The sequence below is a fragment of the Bradyrhizobium manausense genome (assembly GCF_018130615.1).
Taxonomy (GTDB): domain Bacteria; phylum Pseudomonadota; class Alphaproteobacteria; order Rhizobiales; family Xanthobacteraceae; genus Bradyrhizobium; species Bradyrhizobium manausense_A.
Genome location: NZ_JAFCKB010000009.1, coordinates 208,963 through 232,974, shown reverse-complemented (window position 1 = coordinate 232,974; position 24,012 = coordinate 208,963). Strand labels below are relative to the sequence as shown.

General features: G+C 63.2%; 15 protein-coding genes. 7 read left to right on the top strand and 8 right to left on the bottom strand.

Features of this window, described 5'->3' with window-relative positions; translation table 11 throughout:
• Positions 1–68 precede the first annotated feature (68 nt).
• Both JQ587_RS19415 and JQ587_RS19410 read left to right on the top strand, forming a co-directional pair.
• Positions 69–938 carry an outer membrane protein gene (locus JQ587_RS19415; protein ID WP_212426279.1) on the top strand — a complete coding sequence of 290 codons (870 nt, stop codon included), beginning with the start codon at positions 69–71 and terminating at the stop codon, positions 936–938.
• 439 nt (positions 939–1,377) lie between these two features.
• Positions 1,378–2,178: a YdcF family protein gene (locus tag JQ587_RS19410; RefSeq protein ID WP_212426278.1), complete on the top strand. Its 801-nt coding sequence runs from the start codon at positions 1,378–1,380 to the stop codon at positions 2,176–2,178.
• A gap of 128 nt (positions 2,179–2,306) precedes the next feature.
• Here the strand turns inward: JQ587_RS19410 and cysN are convergent, their stop codons facing one another.
• From cysN to JQ587_RS19395, 3 genes are read right to left on the bottom strand one after another with little or no spacing between them, the layout of a single operon-like run.
• The gene (cysN, locus tag JQ587_RS19405; RefSeq protein ID WP_212426277.1) at positions 2,307–4,178 is read right to left on the bottom strand and encodes a sulfate adenylyltransferase subunit CysN; all 1,872 of its coding nucleotides are present in this window, start codon (positions 4,176–4,178) and stop codon (positions 2,307–2,309) included.
• Complete coding sequence (gene cysD, locus JQ587_RS19400) at positions 4,178–5,077, bottom strand: sulfate adenylyltransferase subunit CysD (protein ID WP_212301310.1); 900 nt, start codon at positions 5,075–5,077, stop codon at positions 4,178–4,180. The genes cysN and cysD overlap by 1 nt, the downstream gene beginning before the upstream one ends.
• Positions 5,078–5,101: 24 nt before the next feature.
• Positions 5,102–5,908, bottom strand: a complete 807-nt coding sequence (locus JQ587_RS19395; protein ID WP_212301309.1) for a 3'(2'),5'-bisphosphate nucleotidase CysQ family protein — start codon at positions 5,906–5,908, stop codon at positions 5,102–5,104.
• A 769-nt stretch (positions 5,909–6,677) separates the two neighbouring features.
• Between JQ587_RS19395 and JQ587_RS19390 the strand changes: the two genes are divergently transcribed.
• A complete protein-coding gene (locus JQ587_RS19390) occupies positions 6,678–10,598 on the top strand; it encodes a beta strand repeat-containing protein (protein WP_212426276.1) in 3,921 nt (1,306 codons plus the stop codon).
• Between the two features lie 46 nt (positions 10,599–10,644).
• Here JQ587_RS19390 and JQ587_RS19385 read toward each other — a convergent pair whose 3' ends face one another.
• On the bottom strand, positions 10,645–11,838 hold the full coding sequence (locus JQ587_RS19385) for a CaiB/BaiF CoA transferase family protein (protein ID WP_212301307.1): 1,194 nt from the start codon (positions 11,836–11,838) through the stop codon (positions 10,645–10,647).
• 369 nt (positions 11,839–12,207) lie between these two features.
• Between JQ587_RS19385 and JQ587_RS19380 the strand changes: the two genes are divergently transcribed.
• The 3 genes from JQ587_RS19380 (at position 12,208) to JQ587_RS19370 (ending at position 16,430) form a co-directional block, all read left to right on the top strand.
• Positions 12,208–13,125 carry a right-handed parallel beta-helix repeat-containing protein gene (locus JQ587_RS19380; protein WP_249148936.1) on the top strand — a complete coding sequence of 306 codons (918 nt, stop codon included), beginning with the start codon at positions 12,208–12,210 and terminating at the stop codon, positions 13,123–13,125.
• A gap of 131 nt (positions 13,126–13,256) precedes the next feature.
• Positions 13,257–13,817 carry a tetratricopeptide repeat protein gene (locus JQ587_RS19375; protein WP_433995264.1) on the top strand — a complete coding sequence of 187 codons (561 nt, stop codon included), beginning with the start codon at positions 13,257–13,259 and terminating at the stop codon, positions 13,815–13,817.
• 237 nt (positions 13,818–14,054) lie between these two features.
• On the top strand, positions 14,055–16,430 hold the full coding sequence (locus JQ587_RS19370; protein ID WP_212426275.1) for an NF038122 family metalloprotease: 2,376 nt from the start codon (positions 14,055–14,057) through the stop codon (positions 16,428–16,430).
• Between the two features lie 56 nt (positions 16,431–16,486).
• Here the strand turns inward: JQ587_RS19370 and JQ587_RS19365 are convergent, their stop codons facing one another.
• Positions 16,487–16,699 carry a hypothetical protein gene (locus JQ587_RS19365; RefSeq protein ID WP_349629514.1) on the bottom strand — a complete coding sequence of 71 codons (213 nt, stop codon included), beginning with the start codon at positions 16,697–16,699 and terminating at the stop codon, positions 16,487–16,489.
• Between the two features lie 286 nt (positions 16,700–16,985).
• Between JQ587_RS19365 and JQ587_RS36695 the strand changes: the two genes are divergently transcribed.
• Positions 16,986–19,928: a M10 family metallopeptidase gene (locus JQ587_RS36695; protein ID WP_249154380.1), complete on the top strand. Its 2,943-nt coding sequence runs from the start codon at positions 16,986–16,988 to the stop codon at positions 19,926–19,928.
• 62 nt (positions 19,929–19,990) lie between these two features.
• Here JQ587_RS36695 and JQ587_RS19355 read toward each other — a convergent pair whose 3' ends face one another.
• The 3 genes from JQ587_RS19355 to gspD form a co-directional block, all read right to left on the bottom strand.
• Positions 19,991–20,800, bottom strand: a complete 810-nt coding sequence (locus JQ587_RS19355; RefSeq protein WP_212426274.1) for a class I SAM-dependent methyltransferase — start codon at positions 20,798–20,800, stop codon at positions 19,991–19,993.
• A 175-nt stretch (positions 20,801–20,975) separates the two neighbouring features.
• Entirely contained in the window at positions 20,976–21,572 is a 597-nt protein-coding gene (locus JQ587_RS19350) for a prepilin peptidase (RefSeq protein WP_212426273.1), read from the bottom strand.
• Positions 21,573–21,576: 4 nt separating this feature from the next.
• On the bottom strand, positions 21,577–23,952 hold the full coding sequence (gene gspD / locus JQ587_RS19345) for a type II secretion system secretin GspD (RefSeq protein ID WP_212426272.1): 2,376 nt from the start codon (positions 23,950–23,952) through the stop codon (positions 21,577–21,579).
• Between the last annotated feature and the right edge of the window lie 60 nt (positions 23,953–24,012).

Sequence of the window (24,012 nt, the reverse complement as noted above, 5' to 3'; positions counted from 1 at the left end):
AGGCAGCACAGTCCTTGGGCAGTCCGCGGCATATATTTTGGTCACGAGATTGTGCGGAGGGGATTTTCATGAAGCGGATTGTGATTGGAATCGCAGCGGCGATGTCGCTGTTCGCAACGGGCGCAATGGCTGCCGATTTGGCGGCGCGGCCCTACGTCAAGGCACCGGTCATGGTCGAGCCGGTCTGGAGCTGGACGGGCTTCTATATCGGCGCCAACGGCGGCTATAGCTGGGGCCGTTCGCGCAGCGACGTCACCTACAACAATACGGCCAGTGGCGCTGCGATCGCGGCGCCCGCCGGCTCCATCACCAGCGCCTCGTTCAACATGAACGGTGGCGTCGCGGGTGGCCAAGCCGGCTACAACTGGCAGAGCGCCAACTGGGTGTTCGGCATCGAGGGCGACCTGAACTGGTCGGGTGAGAAGGGCAGCGCGGGCTTCAGTTGCGCTGCTTCCGGACTTGCGGGCGGTGCCTGTCTTCCCGGCCTGACCTTCCTGCCCGCGGGCGCCGCTGCCGGCACCACGCTGGCGATCGACCAGAAGCTTGAATGGTTCGGCACCGTCCGCGGTCGCGTCGGCGTCCTGGCGACGCCCCAGGTGCTGTTGTACGGCACCGGCGGTCTGGCCTTCGGCTCGATCAAGACCACCGGCACCATGTCCGGCTTTACACCCGCCGGTGTCGCGATCGCCTCGGTCGGCTCGAATTCGGAAACGCGCGCCGGCTGGACCGTCGGCGTGGGTGTGGAAGGCAAGATCACCCAGAACTGGAGCGCCAAGCTCGAATATCTCTACATGGATCTCGGCCGCTTCTCGTCCGGTCCGTTCACGCTGGCGCCGGGCTCCACGATCGCCGCCAACGTTTCGTCGCGCTTCACCGACAACATCCTGCGCGCCGGCATCAACTATCAGTTCGGCGGCCCGGTGGTCGCGAAGTACTGATCGACAGAGGCGTCAACAACAAGCAAAGCCCGGCGCAAACGCCGGGCTTTGTCGTTTATCGGACGACCGCATCCACGATCGATGCCGAGTTGCGGTCGGTTGCAAAACATCGCGCGGTATGTAACGAGGCCGGCAACGCGCACCAACGATGGTTTGCAGGTCAATGGGTCAGTCCGCTAGTCGACACGCAATCGTCATAGGTGGCGGAGCAAGCGGTGTCCTCCTCGCACATCAACTCCAGCTCGGACCCGTCGCGGACTGTACGGGCGTGGTGAAGGATCCACGCGCGAGCATCGCCATTCCCGACATTCGCAATCAATGCGCCGAACTGGCGGCGCGCCTGGCTCGCGCCTGAGCGAGCCGCCGGCGGCCTGGGGCGAAGCCTGCTTCCTCCATCAATCGATGATATGACGATTACGTTTGCGACCGGAGGAAAACCGTGTTCTTCGTTCTATCCAAGACGCTCGGCGTCATGGCGCTGCCGCAGAATTTCCTGATCGGCCTCACCGTGCTGGGCTCGCTCCTGCTCCTGACGCGATTCTTCAGGCTCGGCCGCGCGCTGGTGCTGCTGTCTGCATTGATGCTCGCGCTGTGCGGGTTCGGACCGGTCGGAAACCTGCTGCTCTATCCGCTGGAGTCGCGCTTCCCGGCCTGGACCCCGTCCCAGGGCGCGCCGGACGGTATCATCGTTCTTGGCGCGTCGATCGATGTCGACCTGTCCGCGGCTCATGGTACGCCGGTCACAACGACCGCGTCCGACCGCATCATCATGACCGCTGCGCTGGCCCGGAAATATCCTGGCGCGCGCGTGGTCTTCACGGGGGGCAACCCCAATCTGATTTCCGGCGAGGCGAAGGAGGCCGACTTCGCGGCCGCGCTGTTCGAAAGCCTTGGGATCGACAAGAGCCGGCTGATGCTGGAAAGCCGCGCCCGCAACACCTATGAGAACGCTCTGTTCGCCAAAGCCATGGTCGATCCGAAGCCCGGCGAGCGCTGGCTGCTCGTGACGTCGGCCTTTCACATGCCGCGGTCGATCGGTCTGTTTCGCAAAGTAGGATTTGCGGTCGAGCCTTGTCCGGTCGATTGGCGCGTCGGCACGGGACGCGACGCCTTCTCGTTCACGGATATTGCGGAGGACGGCCTGTCGCGGACCAATCTCGGGGTCCGCGAGTGGCTCGGTCTGATCACCTATCGGGCCGCGGGCCGCATTGACGAGTTGCTGCCGGGGCCGCGGGGCTGAGACCCCAGAGCCTTTCCCGTTCCGATGATATCGGAACGGGGCTCTAGTTCTGGTTTTGACGCGTTTTCTTGACGCGAACCGGTATCCACTTCGCTCGAAAACGCTCTAGCCCAAGGCGGCTCGGCATCTCAAAGGCGCCTGAGGAGTTCGACGATCTGATCGGCAAGCTCGTCCGGGCGATGACCGACCGTCTCCAGCCGGATTTCCGGGCGCTCGGGCGCTTCATAGGGCGCATCGATGCCGGTGAAGTTCTTGATCTTGCCTTCCTTCGCCTTGCTATAGAGCCCCTTCGGGTCGCGCCGCATGCACTCCTCGATGGGCGTGTTGACGAACACCTCGACGAAATCTCCCTCGGCGACGAGGCCGCGCACCATGTCACGCTCGGCCTTGTAGGGGGAAATGAACGAGCAGATCACGATCAGGCCGCCGTCGACCATGAGCTTGGCGACCTCGCCGACGCGCCTGATGTTCTCGACCCGATCGGCCTCGGTGAAGCCGAGGTCCCGGTTGAGCCCATGGCGGAGATTATCGCCGTCGAGCAGCATGGTGTGATTGCCGAGCGCGTACAGCTTCTGATCAAGAATGTTGGCGATGGTCGATTTGCCCGCGCCGGACAGGCCGGTGAACCAGATGATCCGCGGCTTCTGGTTCTTGATCGCGGCGCGTTCGGCCTTGCCGATCGAGAGCGGCTGCCAGGCGATGTTGCTGGCGCGCCGCAACGGAAATGCGATCATGCCGGCACCGACGGTGCGGTTGGTGTAGCGGTCGATGACGATGAAGGCGCCGGTCCGGCGGTTGGCCTCGTAGGAATCGAAGGCGACCGGCAGCGCCACGGCGAAATTGCAGAATGCGATCTCGTTCAGGCCGAGCGTCGTCGCGGCCAGGTGCTCGCGGGTGTTGACGTCGATGCGGTATTTGATCGCGGTGACGCTCGCCGATGTGATCGTCTGGGTACCGATCCTGACGATGTAGTTGCGCGCCGGCACGAGCGGGTCCTGATCCATCCAGATCAGGTGGGCGGCGAACTGGTCGGCCACTTCAGGACGTTCGGTCGGTTTCGCCAGGATATCGCCGCGGACGATATCGATCTCGTCCTCAAGCGTGATCGTCACGGCATCGCCGGCCTCGGCCTTCGGCAATTCGCCGTCGTAGGTCACGATCTCCTTGACGCGGCTCTTGTGGCCGGACGCCGACACCACGATCGCGTCGCCGGGCGAGATGCTGCCTGACGCCACCGTTCCGGTGAAGCCGCGGAAATCGAGATTGGGGCGGTTGACCCACTGCACGGGAAAGCGGAACGGCAGCCCGGTCGTCTCGCTCGCGACGTCGATGCTTTCGAGATAATCGAGCAGGCAGGGGCCGTGATACCAGTCGGTATTGCCCGAGCGCTCGATGATGTTGTCGCCATAACGCGCCGACATCGGAATCGGGACGATCGAGGAGAAGCCGAGCCCGGTGGCAAAGGCGACATAATCGCCGGCGATGCGATCGAAGACGTCCTTCTTGTAATCGACCAGGTCGATCTTGTTGATGGCGACGACGACGTGCTTGATGCCGAGCAGCGAGCAGATGAAGGAATGGCGCTTGGTCTGCACCAGGACGCCCTTGCGGGCGTCGATCAGGATGATGGCGAGCTGCGCGGTCGAGGCACCGGTGGCCATGTTGCGCGTGTACTGCTCGTGGCCCGGCGTGTCCGCGACCATGAAGGAGCGCCGCGGCGTCGTGAAGAAGCGATAGGCGACATCGATGGTGATGCCTTGCTGGCGCTCGGCCTCGAGGCCGTCGACCAGCAGCGCGAAATCGATGTCGTCGCCGGTGGTGCCGTGCTTGGCGCTGTCGCGCGCGAGCGCGGCCAGCTGATCCTCGAAGATCAGCTTGCTGTCGTGCAGCAGTCGCCCGATCAGGGTCGACTTGCCGTCGTCGACCGAGCCGCAGGTGATGAAGCGCAGCTGGTCCTTGGTCCCGGTCGAATGCGGTTCGCGGAGAACGGAGGTGTCCATCAGAAATAGCCCTCGCGCTTCTTCTTTTCCATCGAGGCGGCCTCGTCGGAATCGATCAGGCGGCCCTGCCGCTCGGAGACCGTTGCCGTCTGCATCTCGGCGACGATGTCCTTGATCGTCGTCGCCGACGAGTCGATCGCGCCGCTGAGCGGGTAGCATCCGAGCGTGCGGAAGCGGATCATCCGCATCTCCGCGGTCTCGCCCGGCTCCAGCGGGAGGCGGTCGTCATCCACCATGATGAGCGTGCCGCCGCGCCGCACGACGGGACGCATCTTGGCAAAATAGAGCGGCACGACCGGGATGTTCTCGAGCATGATGTATTCCCAGATGTCGAGCTCGGTCCAGTTCGACATCGCGAACACGCGCATCGTCTCGCCCTGGCGGATGCGGGTGTTGAACAGGTTCCACAGCTCCGGGCGCTGGTTGCGCGGATCCCAGACATGGCCGGCGGAGCGGAACGAGAAGATGCGCTCCTTGGCCCGGCTCTTCTCCTCGTCGCGCCTGGCGCCGCCGAATGCCGCATCGAACTGATAGAGATCCAGCGCCTGCTTCAATGCGTCGGTCTTCATGACCTGGGTGTGCAGCGAGGAGCCGGAGGCGATCGGGCCGATGCCGCGCTCGACGCCTTCCTTGTTCACATGGACGATCAGATCGGCGCCGATGCGCTTGGCCGTCTCGTCGCGAAAACTGATCATCTCGCGGAATTTCCACGTGGTGTCGACGTGGAGCAGCGGGAAGGGGAGCTTGGCCGGATGGAACGCCTTCATCGCCACGTGGAGCATCACGCTCGAGTCCTTGCCGATCGAATAGAGCATGACCGGCTTTTTGAACTCGGCGACCACGTCGCGCATGATCTCGATCGATTCAGCCTCGAGGCGGCGGAGATGTCGTGGCAGCATATTGCGTCTTTTGATCCAGTTGCGCTATTCGCCGACGCTTCCGCCCCATGCAACGAAGTGACCGTTGCGATAGGCCGGCTTGCCGTAGCGAACGTCCTCTCCGTCCAGGCCGACAACGCGTCCGCCGGCCGCCAGGAGCACCGCGTGGCCCGCGGCCGTATCCCACTCCATGGTCGGAGCCAGACGTGGATAGACGTCTGCCGCACCTTCTGCAACCACGCAGAATTTGAGCGAGGATCCGGACGGCTTCAGTTCCCGGATCCGGCGCCGGCCGATCCAGGCTTTCGTGGCATCGTCGAGGTGCGACCGGCTCGTGACGGCCCGCAGGCCTTCGGGGGAGGGGGCCTGCACCTCGATCGTCTGCATGTCGCTGAACGAGGGACCGCACGAGCCCGGTTCGACATGCAGCTTGTAGGCGTTCGATCCGCCGAGATAGAGCTGGGACAGGGCCGGCGCATAGACCGCGCCTGCGACCGGTGATCCGTCCTCGATCAGGGCGATATTGACCGTGAATTCGGCTGCGCCCCGGATGTATTCCTTGGTGCCGTCGAGGGGATCGACGAGGATGAAACGCGGATGCCCAGTCGTCACCGTGCCATCGCAGGTCTCCTCCGTGATGACCGGCAGGCCCGCAAGATTGCGTGCAAGGCACGCTCGAATGACCTCGTCGGCCTGAAGATCGGCTGCGGTGACCGGCGAGCCATCGCTCTTGTATTGCGGATCGCTCGCCGTCGCGCGGACCCTCATGATGGTTTCGCCGGCACGAACGGCGATCAGGCCAAACAGCCGCGCAATGCGATCCGCCTCGCCCAGCGCTCCCTTGCCGCTCATTGGACCGGTTCGCCGGCGCGGGACGCGGACATGGCCGTCGTCACCGGACAGAGGCGCAAACAGGTGCTGCCCGCCAGATAGTCCCCTTCATGAGCCCTCGTGCAATCCATAGTTCGGAAATATAGCAGATAGCCCGTTGGCGGCAAGTTTGCCATAGGGCAGAACCACTTGCGGGGCATGCAGGCGGCCTCCTGAATATCGCGCCAAAGACGCGGCCCGCATCTTCAGAATCCCCTGGAGACAAGATCGCGACGGCGCTCTTGCGGCGGATTGCGCGACATTGTCGCTGAGGTCCGCGCCGGTTGATATCCGGAAAAGATCAATGTGCAGGGGACGAGTGGTTCCGTCGCCGGAACGACGTCGGTTTGTCGCGAACAACGGGAAGATTTGCCAATTCGTTCAAATTGTTTTCAAGCGTGCTGCTGGTTTTCTCGCGGCGTTGCGCGCCTAGGTTGACGTAACCGCAGCGTTGCGAATATGATCTCTGTGGTTGCGAATGACGATCATTGTCCCTCCAGAGTCTTTTGTAGATCTTCTGACGTTTCTTTCGACCGGCCCGTCACGCGACCGCCCGTCATCACCCTCGATGCTCCACCAGTCATCAAACTGAGAAACGACGACGATAGTTCTGACAGCGCACCATTCCGCGTTCTCTGTACTTCGTGCGATTTCGTGTCTGCCGTGCTCGCGAACCGGCCAAGCAAATTTGAACGCGCCTCCGAAGTCATAGGCGGCGCTTGTGTTGCACCCACTCAGGGAGGTGTTTTCCATGACCAATCACGCGCCCGTCTTCACCAGCGGTCCGGACAGCGACAGCTTCGGCGAATTCAGCAACACGACGGATTCCACGACGCTGCATCAATTCTCGGACACGATGACGTTCAAGGACAGCGATCACAGCGATACCCATACGACGTCCGTCGCATTGCATTCCGCGGTGCTGTCCAGCGGCTCCGTGATCCCGGCCTCATCGCTCGCGCATTTCCAGACGGCAATGACGTCGCAGATCACCAAGGACACCAACGGGACCGGGACGGTAAAATGGTCATTCAGCGAAGCCGATGACGATTTCGACTTCCTGTCCAAGAACCAGGTGATCGTCCTCACCTATGACGTGATGGTCAGCGACAATCATGGCGGCACGGCGACGCAGACGGTCACCATCACGGTGACCGGCACCGACGACAAGCCGGTGATCGCGACGTCGGTAGCGGCGACCGTCACCGAGCAGGCGGACCAGACCCTGTCATTGTCACCTGACACGACACCGATTGCCGTGAATTTCACCGACGTCGATCTGACCAACACCAACTTCACCGCAAGCGTGGTCGCAGCGTCCGCCTCGGGGACGACCACCGGCATCTTGCCGGGTGGGTTGGGCACCGCGGAACTGATGTCCTTCTTCAGCATCAACAACATCGTCAAGGTGTCGGGCTCGAGCAGCGGAACAATCAACACCACGTTTTCCGCGCCGGATCTTGCCTTCGACTATCTCGCGGCCGGCGAGCAGCTGAAGATCAACTATGTCCTTCAACTTGACGATCATGCCGGAGGGATCACCACGCAGAATGTCGTGGTGACGGTGATCGGGACGAACGACAAGCCGGTCTTCCTCTGCGGTCCCGAGGCCGCGCATCTCATCGAGGACCAGAACGTCTCGCCGGACGGCAAGCTCACTGCGCATGGCGACCTGCCCTTTACCGACGTCGACTTGTCCGACAGCCATTCCGTCGCTACGTCGGTCTCGGCCTCGCTGTCGGGTGGCGGTTCGATCTCGATCCCGAACTCCGTGCTGCTCAGCGCGTTCTCCACGTCATTGACGGATTCGACCGGCCATGTGCTTGGCGACGTCGGCTGGGATTTTGCTCTTCCCAACAGCCTGGCAAGCGCCATCCCCGGCGGCGAGACCCTGACGCTGACTTATCAGGTGGTCGTCACCGACCCTGCCGGTGCGACGGCGATGCAGGACGTCACCATCACCATTCTCGGCACCAACCATCCGGTGGTGATGAGCAGCGGCGCGGAATCCGCCACCTTGTCCGAACTCGCCGATACGACGGGCTCCGCGGCGCCGGACACGACGAGCCCGGTGCCGACGGGGACGTTGAACTTCACGGACGCGGACACCGGTGACTCCCATACCGTTGCAGTGTCATTGGCGTCCGAAACATGGTCTGGCGGCTCGACGCTTCCGACCGATACGGAGACGGCCCTTCAAACCGCGCTTGCCACGGCCTTGCATGACTCCACCGGCACGGGCAGCGGCGGCGTCGACTGGACTTTCAGCATCCCCGATAGCCAGCTTGATTTCCTTGCTGCGGGTGAGACCCTGACCGTCGATTACCAGGTCCACGTCAGCGACGCCTCGACCACCGCAACGCAGACCGTCGAAGTCGTCATCACCGGCGCCAACGATGCCGTCGTCATGACCGGCGCTCCGCAGAGCGGCACGGTTGCCGAGCAGGCTGACACGATCGGGTCGTCGTCGCTGGACAGCACGAGCCCGACGCCGACCGGCACGCTCGCATTCGATGACGTTGATTTGACCGACCACCATTCGGTGAGCGTCGATGTCGGCTCCGCCGTCTGGTCGGGCGGCGACTTCGTGCCGTCGCAGACGCTGAATGATCTGCAGTCGGCGCTGGCCACGGTCCTGCACGACTCCACCGGCTCGGGACACGGTGGCATCGACTGGACCTTCAGCATTCCGGACAAGGACCTCGATTTCCTCAGCGCCGGCGACACGCTGACCGTGACCTACAACGTCACCGTTTCGGACGGTGTGACCACCTCGACGCAATTGGTGACGATCACGGCCACCGGTGCGGCCGACAACCAGCCCATCATCAATGCGGACGTCGCCAGCGTTGCCGACACGACCGCGACCGATGCGGGCAACATTGTCGCCGTCGGCAACATGATCACGGATGCCGGCGATAACGCCGGCGACATCGCCAATTCGCTGAGCGTGACCGATGTCAACGGTCATGCGGTCTCCGGCGCTTTGGACGTCGCAGGCGCTTACGGCACGCTCACGGTATTCAACGACGGCACCTATCTCTACACCGCCAATCCGGCGCTCGACGGCCTGCTCGACGGCCAGCATGCCACCGACCTGTTCAACTTCACGGTCACCGACAGCTTCGGTCACAATACGGCGACCACCCTGACGTTCAACATCACGGGATCGGACGAGGCGCCGCAGATCACGTCGGCGGTCGCCTTCGCCTCGATCACCGAAGACGCCGGGCCGAGCCTTGCCGTCAATGGTGGCTTCGAGACCGGCGATTTCACGGGCTGGATCGCTGGGGGCGGTGCGAACGTCGAGTTCGATGCACTGGGCGGCGACTTCGCCAATTACACGGCGGATCTCGCGGGTAGCGGATCGCTGGAGCAGGACATTGCGACCGTTGCCGGACAGCACTACGCCCTGAGTTTCTATCTCGCCGGCGATGCCGGCGGCGGCAGCCAGTCGTTTGTCGCATCCTTGGGCGGCGCGACGCTGGTGTCGGCGGTGGACTCGGAGATTGCATTCGGCTTCACCAAATACACCTTCGACGTTGTCGGCGACGGCCTGACCGATCAGTTCCTGATCAACTACACTGCCGGCATCTCGGGCATGCATTTCGACCAGTTCTCGCTGGCCCCGACGCCGGGACCGGCGGTCGAGACCTCCGACGGATCCGTCTCGTTCGCGGACTCCGATCCGGGCGATACCCATACGGCGAGCTTCGCGCCGCACGACAGCAACTATTTCGGAACGTTCACGCTCGACCCGGTCACGGAGTCGGGCGGCTCGGGCTCTGTGGCCTGGCATTTCAGTGTCGATAATGCCGATATCCAATTCCTGGCGCAGGGGCAGTCGATCACGCAGATCTATACCGTGGCAGTCACCGACAACGCCGGTGCCACCACCTACCAGGACATCAGCGTCACCCTCAACGGGAGCAACGATGCACCCACGGCCGTGAGCGACAATGTCGTCACCGATGTCGGTCCGAACGGCACCGTCGACATTCCCACCTGGGCGTTGGCGGCCAACGACACCGATCCTGATACGATCGACCATCTATCGGTCGGCAGTATCACCTCGAGCAGTGGCGGCTCGGCGTCGCTGTCGGGTCCAGACGTGTCCTTCACGGACGATGCCGCGTTGGGCGGCTCGTTCAACTACGCCGCGTCCGACGGACTGGCGGCGAGCGCCAATACGGCCACCGCGACCGTGAGCAACAACGCAGCAAGCGCCACCACCCTCAACGGTACTGGCGGAGACGATATCCTGATCGCCACCAATGGTACCGAGGCGCTCAACGGCGGAGGCGGCAACGACATCCTGTTCGGCAATTCGGGAAGCCACGTCATGAGCGGCGGCGCGGGCAACGACACGTTCGCGTTCATGCACACGACCGACGGCACCGCGACCATTACCGACTTCAACAACACCAGCCAGCACGATCATATCGCCGTCTCGGCGAGCGGTTTCGGCGGCGGGTTGACGGCCGGCATGGATGTGACGCCGATGTTCCAGACTGCGGCGAGCGATCAGTTCAACGGGCTCTCCGGCTTCCTGTTCGATACGGCCAACCAGACGCTCTACTTCAGCGCCGACGGAACCCAGGGGGCAGCGCTGGCGCTGGCACAGGTTCAGGCCGGCGTGACGATCAACCCGCACGACATACTGGTCGTGTGACGAAGGCCGTGTTCGGAAGAGGCGCGGCGCTAGCGGGGGCCGCGCTTCACACCACCTTGCCTTGCCGCAGTTCGGCAATTTCGCTCGCGCTGAAGCCGAACTCGGCGAGCACCTCTTCGGTCTGCTCGCCGAATTCCGGCGGTCGGGCTGCCATCCTGCTCGGGGTGCGGGACAATTTGACCGGCTGTGCGAGAAGCCGGATCGGCCGGTTCGCCGCATTCGGCACATCCTGCGCGATGCCGAGATGCTTGACCTGGGCATCCTCGAACATCTGGTCGATCGCATAGATCGGCCCGCACGGCACGCCGGCGTCGTTGAGTTCCTTGACCCAGGTCTCGGTCGATTTCGTCACGGTCCGTTTGCTGATCTCCGCGTTCAAGGCGTCGCGGTTCTTCGAGCGGGCCGGCGCGGTGGCATACTCCGGATTGGTGACCATCTCGGGCGCGCCGATCGCCTGCGCGCAACGTTCCCAGATCCGTCCACCAGTGGTTGCAATGTTGATGTAGCCGTCGGAGGTCTTGAACACGCCGGTCGGGATGCTGGTCGGATGATTGTTGCCGGCCTGGCCGGCGACTTCCTTTTCCATCAGCCAACGCGCTGCCTGGAAGTCCAGCATGAAGATCTGGGCTTGCAGCAGCGACGTCTGCACCCATTGCCCCTCGCCGGACACGTCGCGCTCCAGCAGCGCGGTAAGGATGCCGATCGCGCAAAACAGCCCGGCCGTGAGGTCGGCGACCGGAATGCCGACCCGCATCGGACCGCCGCCGGGGGCGCCCGTGACCGACATCAGGCCGCCCATGCCCTGCGCGATCTGATCGAAACCCGGCCGCTTGTGATAGGGGCCATCCTGGCCGAACCCCGAAATGCTGCCGTAGACCAGGGCCGGATTGATCCCGCGCAGGCTCTCATAGTCGATGCCGAGCTTGGTCTTGACGTCTGGCCGGAAGTTTTCGACGACGACATCGGCTTTCGCGACCAGCCGCTTGAACACAGCGAGACCTTTGGGATCCTTGAGGTTCAGCGTCATGGCGCGTTTGTTGCGGTGCAGGTTCTGGAAATCGGCCCCCTGACGGGGGCCGCCGGGTTGCTCGCCGCCGCCGTCCTCCAGAAGTGCGTCGATCTTGATGACATTGGCGCCCCAATCGGCCAATTGCCGTACGCAGGTTGGTCCCGAACGGACCCGGGTCAGGTCGAGCACGGTGAAACGGGAGAGGGCTTGCGAGGCGCGCGGGAAGGCCATTCACGAGACTCCAGGGAGAAGTGCATAGATCCGCCGCCAAATCACGCGGGTCCGGCCGGCGAGGCAGCTATAACAGCCCTGGGGACAGCGGTCGATGCGGGCGGCCTGACGTCATTGCCCTGTAACGATTGCTGAGTTACCATCTTTTCCCGATCGAGGTTCGCAGGCCATTTTTCGAGTTCAAGCTCATTTTGCGCCAGCGGCCCTTGGTTCCCGCCGTCAGAAGCGATCGCAAAAATTGCAAACTCAAATTGAACCTGATCCTCCAAACGGAGGACAGATGCACGTGAGGCGGACGCCAACACGGCTTCGATCTCATAGTGGGTCTCTAATTCAGTGGCGTGATTCCGGCCCATAGCGCGTCACAGCATGGACTACGGACTGCAGCGAATTGGGGGATGGCTGCCGGCGACGTTTCGCGCATGCGATATGCACAAGCCGGGGCTGCCTTCACTAGCAATTCTACCTGGAAATGATTGTTCGGCAGTTTTGCTGGGCCGGAAATCGGCCAGCTCAGAGGAGGCAGAGATGAGGCGGTTTGGTTTACTCATATTGACGATCGGCTTTTTGGTCCCATTCCTGGCGTCCGCGCCAGCAAATGCCCAGGCGACCCGCACGTGGGTTTCCGGCGTTGGCGATGATGCCAATCCTTGCAGCCGCACAGCACCGTGCAAGACCTTCGCCGGCGCGATCTCCAAGACGGCGACATTCGGCGAAATCAACGTTCTCGATCCCGGTGGCTTCGGCGCCGTGACCATCACCAAGTCGATCACCATCAGCTCGACATTTGAAGCCGGCGTATTGGTTTCCGGCACCAACGGTATCGTTGTCAGTCTTCCCGCAGCGACCGACAGGGTTCTGCTTCAGGGCCTCGATATCGAAGGTCTTGGCACGGGCCTCGACGGTGTGAAGATCATCGGCTCCGGAACGACCACGATCGTGAATTGTCAGATCCGGCACTTCACCGGAAACGGTGTGAACCTGGTCGGCACGGCCGGCGCACGCGCCGTCATCCGGGACTCGATCATCACCAACAACGCCGGCGGTTTCAATATTGCAGGATCCGGTGGCGTCCAGAACACTGGATTGTCGTTCACCACCTTGTATGACAACAATCCGAGCTTCGCGATCCAGGTTACCGCGCCGAGCAATTTGCTGCTCTCGGGCAACAAGATGTTCGGTGCCGCAACCGCAGTGAATGCGATTGGTGGCGCCTCGGTGACGTCCTTCGTCGACAACGCGACGAACGGCGCTTTCACGCCGACGATATCGACACCTCTGAAGTAGCATTCGATTTGTGCCAGAGCGGCGGGCTTCTTGATGGAAGCCCGCCGCTCTTCTTTTTGGCCCTGCGAAGATGCTGGAAATCGGCCAGGTGGGAAGCTAACCTGACAGGGTACAGCGGGAGTGGGGCAGGGATGGGCACAGGCTACAACGATCGTCCAAGCGCCAACCGTCGGCCAAAGGGCGCCGGCGGGGGAATGGTTGGTGGCGCAAGGCTGGTCCTGCTGGTTGCCGCGGCGATGTGGTCCAGCGGCTCGGCGGCCCAGGCGCAATCCCTCCGACAGGGGGTGTCCGCTTTCAATCGTCAGGACTACGTTGCAGCCTCGCGGGCATTCATTCCCTTCGCCGAGCGCGGCAGCGCGCCTGCCCAGACCTATCTCGGCTATATGTTCGAGACCGGCCGTGGCGTTCCGCAGAATTATACCGAGGCGGCGATGTGGTACCGCCGTGCCGCGGAGCAGGGCGATAGCCTCGCGCAATATTCCCTCGGACTTCTCTACGACAGGGGCCAAGGGGTGCCGCGGGATATCGTCGAAGCCAGCAAATGGCTCAACCTGTCCACTGCGGCGGCGCCCCGCCAGGCCCGCGATGCGCGTGTGCGAATTCGCGACGCCGTGACGTCCAAGATGACGCGCGGTGAGATTGCCGAGGCGAGGTTGCGGGCCCTGGAGTGGGCGCCAAGTCGCGAGCGCTGAGGCCGCCGTTTCCCCTGGATCCAACGCGAGGTCCGCGGCCTCTCATGCCCCGGCGCTGTTCTGGGCGGGCGGGCAACAGCGGCAAATCCTGGTGAGAAATTGGCATCCGGCGTGAATTCTTTTGTAACCGAATAGCAATTCGTCCGGCTCAAACTGCGCCGATTCTGCTATTGGCTGTGATTGCCGGCGAATCGGACTGTGGGTTGCATTGGCGGCAGGCTCAGGTGAAGACGACAGATGGCGATCGATCCAAACGACTATGACCCCTCCGACGACCCGACCTTTACCGTCGTCGGGAACGCCATTCATGCCAGCTTCTTTGCGGTCGATGGGTCGACAGCGAGCCCTGTTTTCAGCGCGTCCGGCAACGTGGTCACGGTCTCGGCTGGCGGGCTCACGCTCAACCTGAACTTCGACACTGCAGCGATGGCGGCTTCCGCGAGCCTGAGGGCGGGGATCGCGCAGGCCGCGGGGATTCTGGCTTCGCTGATCACCGACAAGATAACCGTCAACCTCAACGTCGATATCAGCGGCTCCGGCGGAGGCGCCGCTGCCGGCCCCGACAGCGGCCTGTATGAAAGCTATTCCCTGATCCGGAGCGATCTGGTCAACAACGCGAGCGCCGGTGACGCGACCTTCAATGCGTTGCCGTCAGGATCTTCGATTCAGGGACAAACGAACGTTGCGGTCTGGAACGCGCAACTGAAGCTCTGGGGATTGCTCAACCCCAACGATGCGACGACGGATGACGGCGGCGCGACTTTTGCAGCGGACATCAATCCAAACCTCATCGTTGGCGTGGCGCTTCACGAACTGACCCATGCGATGGGACGTATCCCCTATGGTACGGCCCCGGACGTTTTCGACCTTTTCCGATTCACCGGGGTTGGGACGCGCCTCTTCCAGGGCGGCGCCACCGCGCCGGCCGCGTATTTTTCGCTGGACGGGGGCAACACCAAGATCGCGGACTACGGCCAGACGTCCGACGCCAGCGATTTCCTCAATAGCGGTGTGCAGGGCCGCAACGATCCCTTCAATGAGTTCTATTCTGGCAGCACCAGCCAAGTCCTGACCGCAGTCGACTTGCAGCAACTTGATGCGCTGGGATTTCACCTTCACACCAATCATCCGCCCGTGGTCACGGTGCCGCAGACGGTGATCTCGGCACATGCTGGTCAGACGTTTGCGGCATCGAGCCTGTTCAGCGCCAGCGACGCCGACGGCGATACGCTGACTTACGTCCTCTACGACGACAGTCCGTCCGCGAGCAGCGGCCATTTCGTCGTCAATGGCACGATCGTGCCGGCGCAGACGGAATATGCGGTGACGGCAGCGCAACTCGCCCAAACGACCTTCGTCGCAGGCAGCGGCGGAACGTCCGACGATCTCTACGTGAAGGCGTTCGACGGACAGTCCTATTCGGGCGGCGGCACCTACAGCTATTTCCATATCAACACGGCCGCCGACCATGCGCCGGTCGTGACGATATCGCAGGCGATGATCTCGGCGACCGCCGGCCAGACGTTTACGGCATCGAGCCTGTTCAGCGCGACTGACGCCGACGGGGATGCGCTGACCTATTACCTCTACGACGACAGCGCATCGGCGAGCAGCGGGCACTTTGTGGTCAACGGGACAATTGTTCCGGCCCAGACCGCTTATGCGGTGACGGCGGCGCAACTCGCGCAGACGACATTCGTGGCGGGAACCGGCGGAACGTCCGACGATCTCTACGTCAAGGCTTATGACGGCCAACTCTATTCGAACAACGGCTACTTCAGCTATTTCCATGTCAACACGGCAGCGAGCAGCGACCATGCGCCTGCCGTCACGATTCCGCAGACGGTGATCTCGGCAACGCCCGGGCAATCTCTCGCCGCCACGAGCCTGTTCAGCGCGAGCGATGCCGACGGCGACACGCTGACCTACTACCTCTACGACGACAACGCAGCGGCGAGCAGCGGGCACTTCGTCGTTAACGGGACAGTTGTTCCGGCACAGACCGCCTACGCGGTGACGGCTGCGCAGCTCGCCCAGACAACATTCGTCGCTGGAAGCGGCGGAACGTCCGACGATCTCTACGTCAAGGCCTATGATGGCCAACTCTATTCGAACAACGGCTACTTCAGCTATTTCCACGTCAATTCGACCGCGGCCACCGGCATCAATCACGCGCCGGTCGTGACGGTGCCGCAGACGGTGATCTCAGCAACGTCAGGCCAGACGTTCACGGCGTCGAGCCTGTTCAGCGCCAGCGACGCCGACGGCGATACGCTGACCTATTATCTCTATGACGACAGCCCGTCGGCGAGCAGCGGGCACTTTGCCGTCAATGGAACAGTTGTGCCGGCGCAGACCGAGTATGTCGTGACTGCGGCGCAGCTAACGACCTTTGTCGCGGGAAGCGGCGGGAGCTCCGACGACCTCTACGTGAAGGCCTATGATGGCCAAGCTTATTCAGGCAACGGCTACTACAGCTATTTCCACGTCAACACCACCGGGAGCGGGACGGCCCCGCTTGCTTCGCAACACACGGTGTTCGCGAGCGGCGATCACGACGTAAGCAACGATTTGGCCACCAGCGTCGGACAAGGCTTTCACTTGCTGGTTTAGATCGAGACCTGAGGGGGGACGGGCTGGAGTGGGCGCCAAGCCGGGCGCACCGGCCTCTACCGCTTCATCGCACCGAGGTCCTCGCGAGCCTTCTGTGCCTGTGCGCTGTCAGGGTGGCGGGCGATGAACAGCTCGAGCGCCTCTGATGTTCCCTTCTGGCGCGCCAGCTCATACTCCTCGGCGACCGCTGCCGATGGGGCGCGGGCCGGTGGAACCGAGGGCGCGCGCAACGCCTTGCCGCTGTCGTCCGCGTTGGCTTTTTCGACCATGACAGGCGTTCCTCCGGAGGGCAGCTGATCTGGCCCCGCAAGCGCAACGAAAGCGCTGAGCAGACCGGCCGAGAGCAAGTGTGGTTTCATGAGTTCCCTTGTCAATTGCGATGGCAGCTGAATCGGCATCGTCGCTCTTGCCGTACCTCCACGGGATCTGATGTTTAACAAGGTCTTAAGGAAGAGATCAGGCCGCATCGCCAAACTTAAACCAAACGTATGGGGCTCAAGCTAGAATCATTCCGCGCCTCCGAACAATCGGGGGCTTGCTGTTTTGGAGATTCTCTTGGCGACCTCTGTCAACGTTAGTGCAACCAACAACGCGGACATAGACGGCCTGCTGGCGGGAACCAAATGGTCCGGCACGATCAGCTACAGTTTCCCCACCTCGTCCAGCACCTATGCCAATCCTTACTCCGGCGGCAGCAGTGAACCGACGAAGTCGGGCTTTTCGGCTGCGCCGACCCAGATGCAGGCGGCGATCAACTACGCCATCGCGCTGATCCAGAGCTACACCAACGCCAGCATCACCTATAACGGCACGGGCACGGCCGACATCATGGTCGCGCAGTCGCCGGCGGCCAATCCGACCTCTTACGCCTATTACCCCGGCAACTACGCGGCCGGCGGCGACGTTTGGTTTGGCACGCAGTACGATTACACCCAGGCACAGCTCGGCAATTACTATTTCACGACCGCGCTGCACGAGCTCGGGCACGCCATGGGTCTCAAGCACAGCCAGGAGGCCGGCGGCGTCGCCAATGTCGCGGTGCCGACCGCACATGACGACAGCGAATACACCGTCATGAGCTATCGCAGCTATGTCGGTGGGCCGCTGACCGGTTACACCAACGAGGCCTACGGATATCCGCAGACCTATATGGCCAACGATATCCTCGCGCTGCAGACGCTGTACGGCGCGAACTACAACACGCAGAGCGGCAACACCGTCTACACCTGGAGTCCGACGACGGGGCAGGAGTTCGTCAACGGCGTCGGACAGCTCGCGCCGGGTGGCGGTACCGGCGGTTCGGCCAACCGCATCTACGACACGGTCTGGGACGGTGGCGGCGTCGATACCTACGACCTGTCGAATTACACGACCAGCCTGACCATCAATCTCAATCCCGGTGCGTCGTCGGTATTCTCGACCGTGCAGCTGGCCAATCTCGGCAGCGGCCATTACGCGTCGGGGAATGTCTACAACGCCTATCTCTACAATGGCGACGTGCGCTCCTACATCGACAATGCCACTGGCGGCACCGGTAACGACACGATCATCGGAAATGCCATCGCCAACGTGCTGAAAGGCGGTGGCGGGAACGACACGCTCTCCGGCGGCGGCGGCAATGACACCCTGGTCGGTGGTACCGGGGTCGACATCATGACCGGCGGCGACGGGGCCGACACTTTCGTCTTTGCGGCCGGCGATAGCTCGCCGGCGGTCGGTCAGCATGATCAGATCACCGACTTTACGCACGGCGTCGATCATATCGACCTGTCGTCCATGGACGCCATCCCCAGCACGGCGGCAAGCGACTCCTTTCACTTCATTGGCGTCTCTGCCTTTGACGGCAGGGCCGGCGAGCTCAATTTCTATTATGACGGCGCGCGGGGCGTCACGGTCCTCCAGGGCGACACCAACGGCGACGGCGTCGCGGATTTTGCGATCGACCTCGTCGGCAAGCTGACGATCACGGCAGCCGACCTCGTTGGGATCACGTCAAATCACGCGCCCGTCCTGACGGTGTCGCAGACCGTTGTCGCGGCGAGCGCCGGGCAGACGTTTGCGGCGTCGAGCCTGTTCAGCGCCAGCGATGCCGACAACGACGCGCTGACCTACTACCTCTACGACGACAGCCCGTCGGCGAGCAGCGGCCACTTCGTCGTCAATGGCACGATCGTGCCGGCGCAGACGGAATATGTGGTGACGGCGGCACAGCTCGCCCAGACGACCTTCGTTGCAGGCAGCGGCGGAACGTCCGACGATCTCTACGTCAAGGCGTTTGACGGACAGTCTTATTCGGGCGGCGGCACCTACAGCTATTTCCATGTCAACACGCCCGCCGACCATGCGCCGGTTCTGACGGTGACGCAGACGGTGCTTTCGGCGTCCCCCGGCCAGGCGTTCACGGCGTCGAGCCTGTTCAGCGCGACCGACGCCGACGGCGATACGCTGACCTACTATCTCTATGACGACAGCCCGTCGGCGAGCAGTGGGCATTTCGTCGTCAATGGCACAATCGTTCCGGCCCAGACGGCGTATGCGGTAACGGCAGCGCAGCTGGCGCAAACGACCTTTATTGCAGGGAGCAACGGATCGTCCGACGATCTCTACGTGAAGGCCTTTGATGGTCAGGCCTATTCGGGCAATGGCGCCTACAGCTATTTCCATGTCAACACGACCAGTGCAAACGTCGCCGACCATGCGCCGGTTCTGACGGTACCGCAGACGGTGATCTCGGCAACGCCGGGGCAATCTCTCGCCGCGTCGAGCCTGTTCAGCGCCAGCGATGCCGACGGCGATGCGCTGACCTATTATCTCTACGACGACAGCTCGTCCGCGAGCAGTGGGCACTTTGTCGTCAATGGGACGGTCGTGCCGGCACAGATGGAATATGTGGTGACGGCGGCGCAGCTCGCGCAAACGACCTTTGTTGCGGGGAGCAACGGAACGTCGGACGATCTCTACGTCAAGGCCTATGATGGCCAGTCCTATTCAGGCAATGGCACCTACAGCTATTTCCACGTCAACGCGGTCGCTCCCGGCGGCAACCACGCGCCGGTCGTGACGGTGCCGCAGACAGTGATCTCGGCGACGGCAGGCCAGACGTTCACGGCATCGAGCCTGTTCAGCGCCAGCGATGCCGACGGCGATGCGCTGACCTATTATCTCTACGACGACAGCCCGTCGGCGAGCAGCGGGCACTTTGCCGTCAACGGAACCATCGTACCGGCACAGACCGCGTATGCGGTGACGGCGGCGCAGCTCGCTCAAACGACCTATGTTGCGGGAAGTGGCGGGACGTCCGACGACCTCTATGTGAAGGCCTATGATGGCCAGGCCTATTCAGGCAACGGCTACTATAGCTACTTCCACGTCAACACCACGGGGAGCGGAGGCGCGGCTCCGCTTGCCTCGCAGCAAACGGTGGCCGCGAGCCTCGATCACGACGCAAGCAACGATTTGGCTGCCAGCATCGGACAAGGCTTTCATTTGCTGGTGTAGGTCGCACGGCCGCGGCGCGACGGCGGTGGCCGCGAGCTCGATCCGCCGCGGGGCGTTCGGGGCTACTTGCTCACGTCGACACGCAGCGTCACGCGCGTGCCTTCCTGGTAGTCCTCGATGTGAGTCCAGTTTTGAATGCCGGCATTGCCCCAGTCGTAATACTGGGGCTTCCAGCCCAGGCTCTTCAGCATCAAATCGAGCGCAGCCTTGCTCGGGATGCCAGCCAGAACCATCTTCTGTGCATCCGAGGTCTTGGCAGCGTCGCTTTCGAAATCGTGGTTCTCGACCTGCCAGACGACCACGTTCCGCGGATCGGCGGCGACGGCGGTATCGATGATGACGTGCGCGGGCTTCAGTCGCTCGATCTGAGCCAGCAGCGCCATGTGATCGGTGACGTGATAGAAGAACCCAAGACACATCACGGTGTCGATTTGTCCCGGCGCGATCTGATCCAGGGCGCTGAACGCATTGCCCTGGATGAACTGAAACTTGTCGCGCGACATTCCGAGCCGCTCGAGATTGTCTCCGGCGGACTGGACCAGATGCGCGCGGGCCTCGATGCCCGTGACGTGGCTCGCGCCCGCGCTCAGCGCGGCGAAGCTCCAACGGCCGTCGTGGCTGGCGATATCGAGGACGCGCTTCCCGGAGACCGCGTTGCGGCTGAAATCGATGATGGCGCGATAGCGCTCGTTCAACCGGTTCGCGAATGCCGTCGTTTCGCTGGTCTCGAAGAACTGGGGATATTGATCGAAAAAGCCGGGACGGACCTTGCCGCCCTGGGAAAGGCTGCGACGCGCGCGCATCGCCACGACCTTCGCTGCGTTCCCGATCTTCGACGAGATTTCGGAGACGAGCTCCGTAGCATTTGACATGATTGAAAACATCCGGAAACGACCGGTCTATTAGGATGTAGAAGGAATTGCTGTCAACCCGGCGAAACAATTGCAGATGGTTTCGCAAAAATGCCGAAAACAACCCCATGCACAGTAGGGGACGGCGGCAGGCGAGCGGCGTGGCGACGCGGATTTGCCCTGATCGCGCCGGGCGTTAGCCGGGCCAGCCGCCCAGCCAGTTCAGATGCCAGGTCTCGCCCAGCCACCCGACCCAGATCGAGGGCGCCAGGAACAGCCCGAACGGCAGGAAAGCAGTCCCGCGCAGCGGGGTCCTTTGCAACGCAGCATGGGCGACATAGGCCCCGATCGCGAGCAGCGCCGCGAGCTCGATCACTGCGGCGACCGTCGCAAGATCGAGCCAGGCCCCGCAGACGGCCGCGAGCTTGACGTCGCCGAGCCCGAGCCCGTCGCGGCCGCGCCAGCGCCGGTAGGCCAGCATCAGGAGCAGCAGCGGAAGCGCCACGGCCACGGCGCGTACGAGCGGCCAGAGCAGCGCCTCGGCGCCGACTTCGGGCACGAAGGCGGCGGCGCGGAGCAGGGCGAGCGCAAAGGCGGCCCCGCTCAGCTCGTTCGGGATCAGGTAATGGCGCGCATCGCTGACGGCGATAGCGAGCATGAGCGCGGCCAGGAACGCGCCATAGAGGCCCTCCGCGGCCGGCGCCGTGACGAGGCTCGCGAACACGCCGACGAGCAGCGCGAGGCTGAGGACGAGCGGGGCGCCTATCCCGTCATGCCCGTCTTCAGCGGCCACGCCGTCAGCGCGCGGCCCTGGGCGGGCTGACCGTGACCACGGGATTGCTGGTCCCGACGAGGCGGCTGTTCATCTTGCTGCGCATCTCCTCGGCGATGACATGCGCATCGACGCCGTCCTTGATGACGGTCGGGCGGATGAACAGGATCAGCTCGGTGCGTGCGCGGGTATTGGTCTGGTGCGAGAAGGCGTCGCCCATGCCAGGAATGGCATCGAGCACGGGAATGCCCTGGCGCTGCTTGTTCTCGGTCTCGCTGATCAGGCCGGCAAGCAGCACGGTCTGCCCGCTCGTCACCGCGATCGAGCTCTTGACCCGGCGCTGCGAGATCGTCGGTGTCAGCGAGTTGGCGCTGCCTGCGGCCACGCTCGAGATCTCCTGCTCGATGTCGAGCACGACATTGCCGTTGGCGTTGGCGCGCGGCAGCACGCGCAGAATGATGCCGGTATTCTTGTAGTCGATGGTGTTGACGACGGTGTTGTTGGCGGTCAGCACGGTCGCGGTGCCGGTCGAGAACGGCACCTGATCGCCGACCTGCAACGTCGCCGGCTGGTTGTCGAGCACCACCAGCGACGGGTTCGAGAGCACCTTGACGTTGGTGACGCCGTGCAGTGCGTCGAGAATGACGCGCGGCGAGTTCTCCGAGCCGACCAGGAAGTTGAAGCCCGGCAACACACGTCCGAGCAATGTGCCGGCCGCGGCGTTGACGGCGTTGGATGCGGTTTCGACAGCTCCACTGCTGCTGACGCCGGAAATGGTGTTGGAGATCGAACCTTTCTGGCTCGCCAGGAAGTACTGCACGCCGTAATTCAACTGGTCGTTCAGCGTCACTTCGGCGATCGTCGCCTCGATTGCGATCTGGCGCTGCGGCCGGTCGATCTGTCGAATGGTCTGCTCGACGATGCGCTGCGCATCCTGGTTGGCATAGACGAGAACGGCATTGTTGGTGACGTCGGCGGTGATCCGCACGTTCTGCAGGATGCCGTTGACGCCGGACTTCGAGCCGCTGCCGCCGGGGCCGCCGAAGGTGTTGTCCTGCGCCGGCGTTGCGGATGCGGCCGGAGCGGGACGGGCGCCGAGCGCTGATCCTGCCGGTCCGTTCGTCGGCGGCGCAGCACCTGATGCGGCGGTCGGCAGCGCGCTCAGCGCCGCGACCGGACTGCCGGCAGACCCGGACGACGACGTCGCCATGCCCGCGCCCGGCGCGATCTGGCTCGACGCGCTGTCCAGCGTCGTATTGCTCGTCGCGCTCTGATTGAACAACATCTCGTTCAGCATCGCCACGACCAGCTTGGAGTTGCCGTAGCGCAATGGATAGGATTTCAGGTTCACGCCGTCGGTGTCGGAACGGTCGAGCCGTGCAATCCAGGTCTGGGCGCGCTTGAGATATTCCGGCTTCTGGCTCACCACGAGGATCGAGTTGAGCCGTGCGATCGGCTGCATCTTGATGACGTTCTGACCCATGCCGCCGTCGCCGGAGTCCATGATCTTCTCGATCTCGGCGATGACAGGCTCGGGTGAGGAATTGCGCACCGGGAAGATGCCGACCGATTGTCCTCGCATCCAGTCCGCGTCGAAGGACAGAATTGTGTCGACCGCGGTCGCCCGGTCGGTGCCGCTGCCGCTGACGATGAGGGTGTTGCGGGAGTTGTCGGGGCGCATGGTCGAGGCCTTCACGCCGAAGGCATCGAGCAGCTTGAAGATGTTTTGTGCCGACGTGTAGCGCAGCGGCACGACGGTGATGCCCTGGCCGGCTTCGGTGCTTGCCGAGCGGTCCAGGCGGCCGGGGCCGGCTTCGGGCGCCGGCAGCAGCCGGTAGCCGGTGCGGTCGTGCACCAGGGCCACGCCGGACATGCGCAGCGCATTCTCCAGCACGTAGATTGCATCGGCCTTCGGAACCGGCCGGACCGAGGCGAGTGTCACGGTTCCCTGCACACGGGGATCGATCGCGTAGCCGACATTGAGGACGTCGCCGAGGATGACCTTGGCCACGGTCGCGACCGGCGCATTTTCAAAATTGAGGTCGTAGCCGCTGCCGCCGCCATCGTCGCGCTCGACCAGTGCGCCGCCTTGCGGTGCACCATCGCTCAGATAGATCGCAGGTTTCGACGACCTCGGCTGGCCGACGCCGGTCGATCCTGCATCCGCAGGTTGCCGGGGCTGGAGGTCGAGGCCACGTATCTTATCAACAAGATCCTGGGTGCGCGGGTCCCTCGGGTCCGCTTCGACCGACTGATCGGCAGTCACAATGCAGGCCGTGAGCAGGAAGGCGGACGACAATAGAGCGAGCGCTCCAGTCAACGCTGAGCGTCGGCGCAAAAGCGGCTGGACCACCTCAAACAAAATACGCCTGCCAACGCTGGAAGTGACTGGAAATTGCATCCGATCCCCCTTGGTTCGGACGCGCAATAATTTGCGCCACGATTATGTTTTTGCTAAGAA

What these genes read in the sequence shown, in the direction of transcription:
- JQ587_RS19390 (WP_212426276.1), top strand. Translation starts at nt 6,678, where the DNA reads ATGACCAATCACGCGCCCGTCTTCACCAGCGGTCCGGACAGCGACAGC.
- gspD (WP_212426272.1), bottom strand. Translation starts at nt 23,952, where the DNA reads ATGCAATTTCCAGTCACTTCCAGCGTTGGCAGGCGTATTTTGTTTGAG.
- JQ587_RS19355 (WP_212426274.1), bottom strand. Translation starts at nt 20,800, where the DNA reads ATGTCAAATGCTACGGAGCTCGTCTCCGAAATCTCGTCGAAGATCGGG.
- JQ587_RS19375 (WP_433995264.1), top strand. Translation starts at nt 13,257, where the DNA reads ATGGGCACAGGCTACAACGATCGTCCAAGCGCCAACCGTCGGCCAAAG.
- cysD (WP_212301310.1), bottom strand. Translation starts at nt 5,077, where the DNA reads ATGCTGCCACGACATCTCCGCCGCCTCGAGGCTGAATCGATCGAGATC.
- JQ587_RS19395 (WP_212301309.1), bottom strand. Translation starts at nt 5,908, where the DNA reads ATGAGCGGCAAGGGAGCGCTGGGCGAGGCGGATCGCATTGCGCGGCTG.
- JQ587_RS19385 (WP_212301307.1), bottom strand. Translation starts at nt 11,838, where the DNA reads ATGGCCTTCCCGCGCGCCTCGCAAGCCCTCTCCCGTTTCACCGTGCTC.
- JQ587_RS19415 (WP_212426279.1), top strand. Translation starts at nt 69, where the DNA reads ATGAAGCGGATTGTGATTGGAATCGCAGCGGCGATGTCGCTGTTCGCA.
- JQ587_RS19370 (WP_212426275.1), top strand. Translation starts at nt 14,055, where the DNA reads ATGGCGATCGATCCAAACGACTATGACCCCTCCGACGACCCGACCTTT.
- JQ587_RS19365 (WP_349629514.1), bottom strand. Translation starts at nt 16,699, where the DNA reads ATGGTCGAAAAAGCCAACGCGGACGACAGCGGCAAGGCGTTGCGCGCG.
- JQ587_RS19380 (WP_249148936.1), top strand. Translation starts at nt 12,208, where the DNA reads ATGGACTACGGACTGCAGCGAATTGGGGGATGGCTGCCGGCGACGTTT.
- cysN (WP_212426277.1), bottom strand. Translation starts at nt 4,178, where the DNA reads ATGGACACCTCCGTTCTCCGCGAACCGCATTCGACCGGGACCAAGGAC.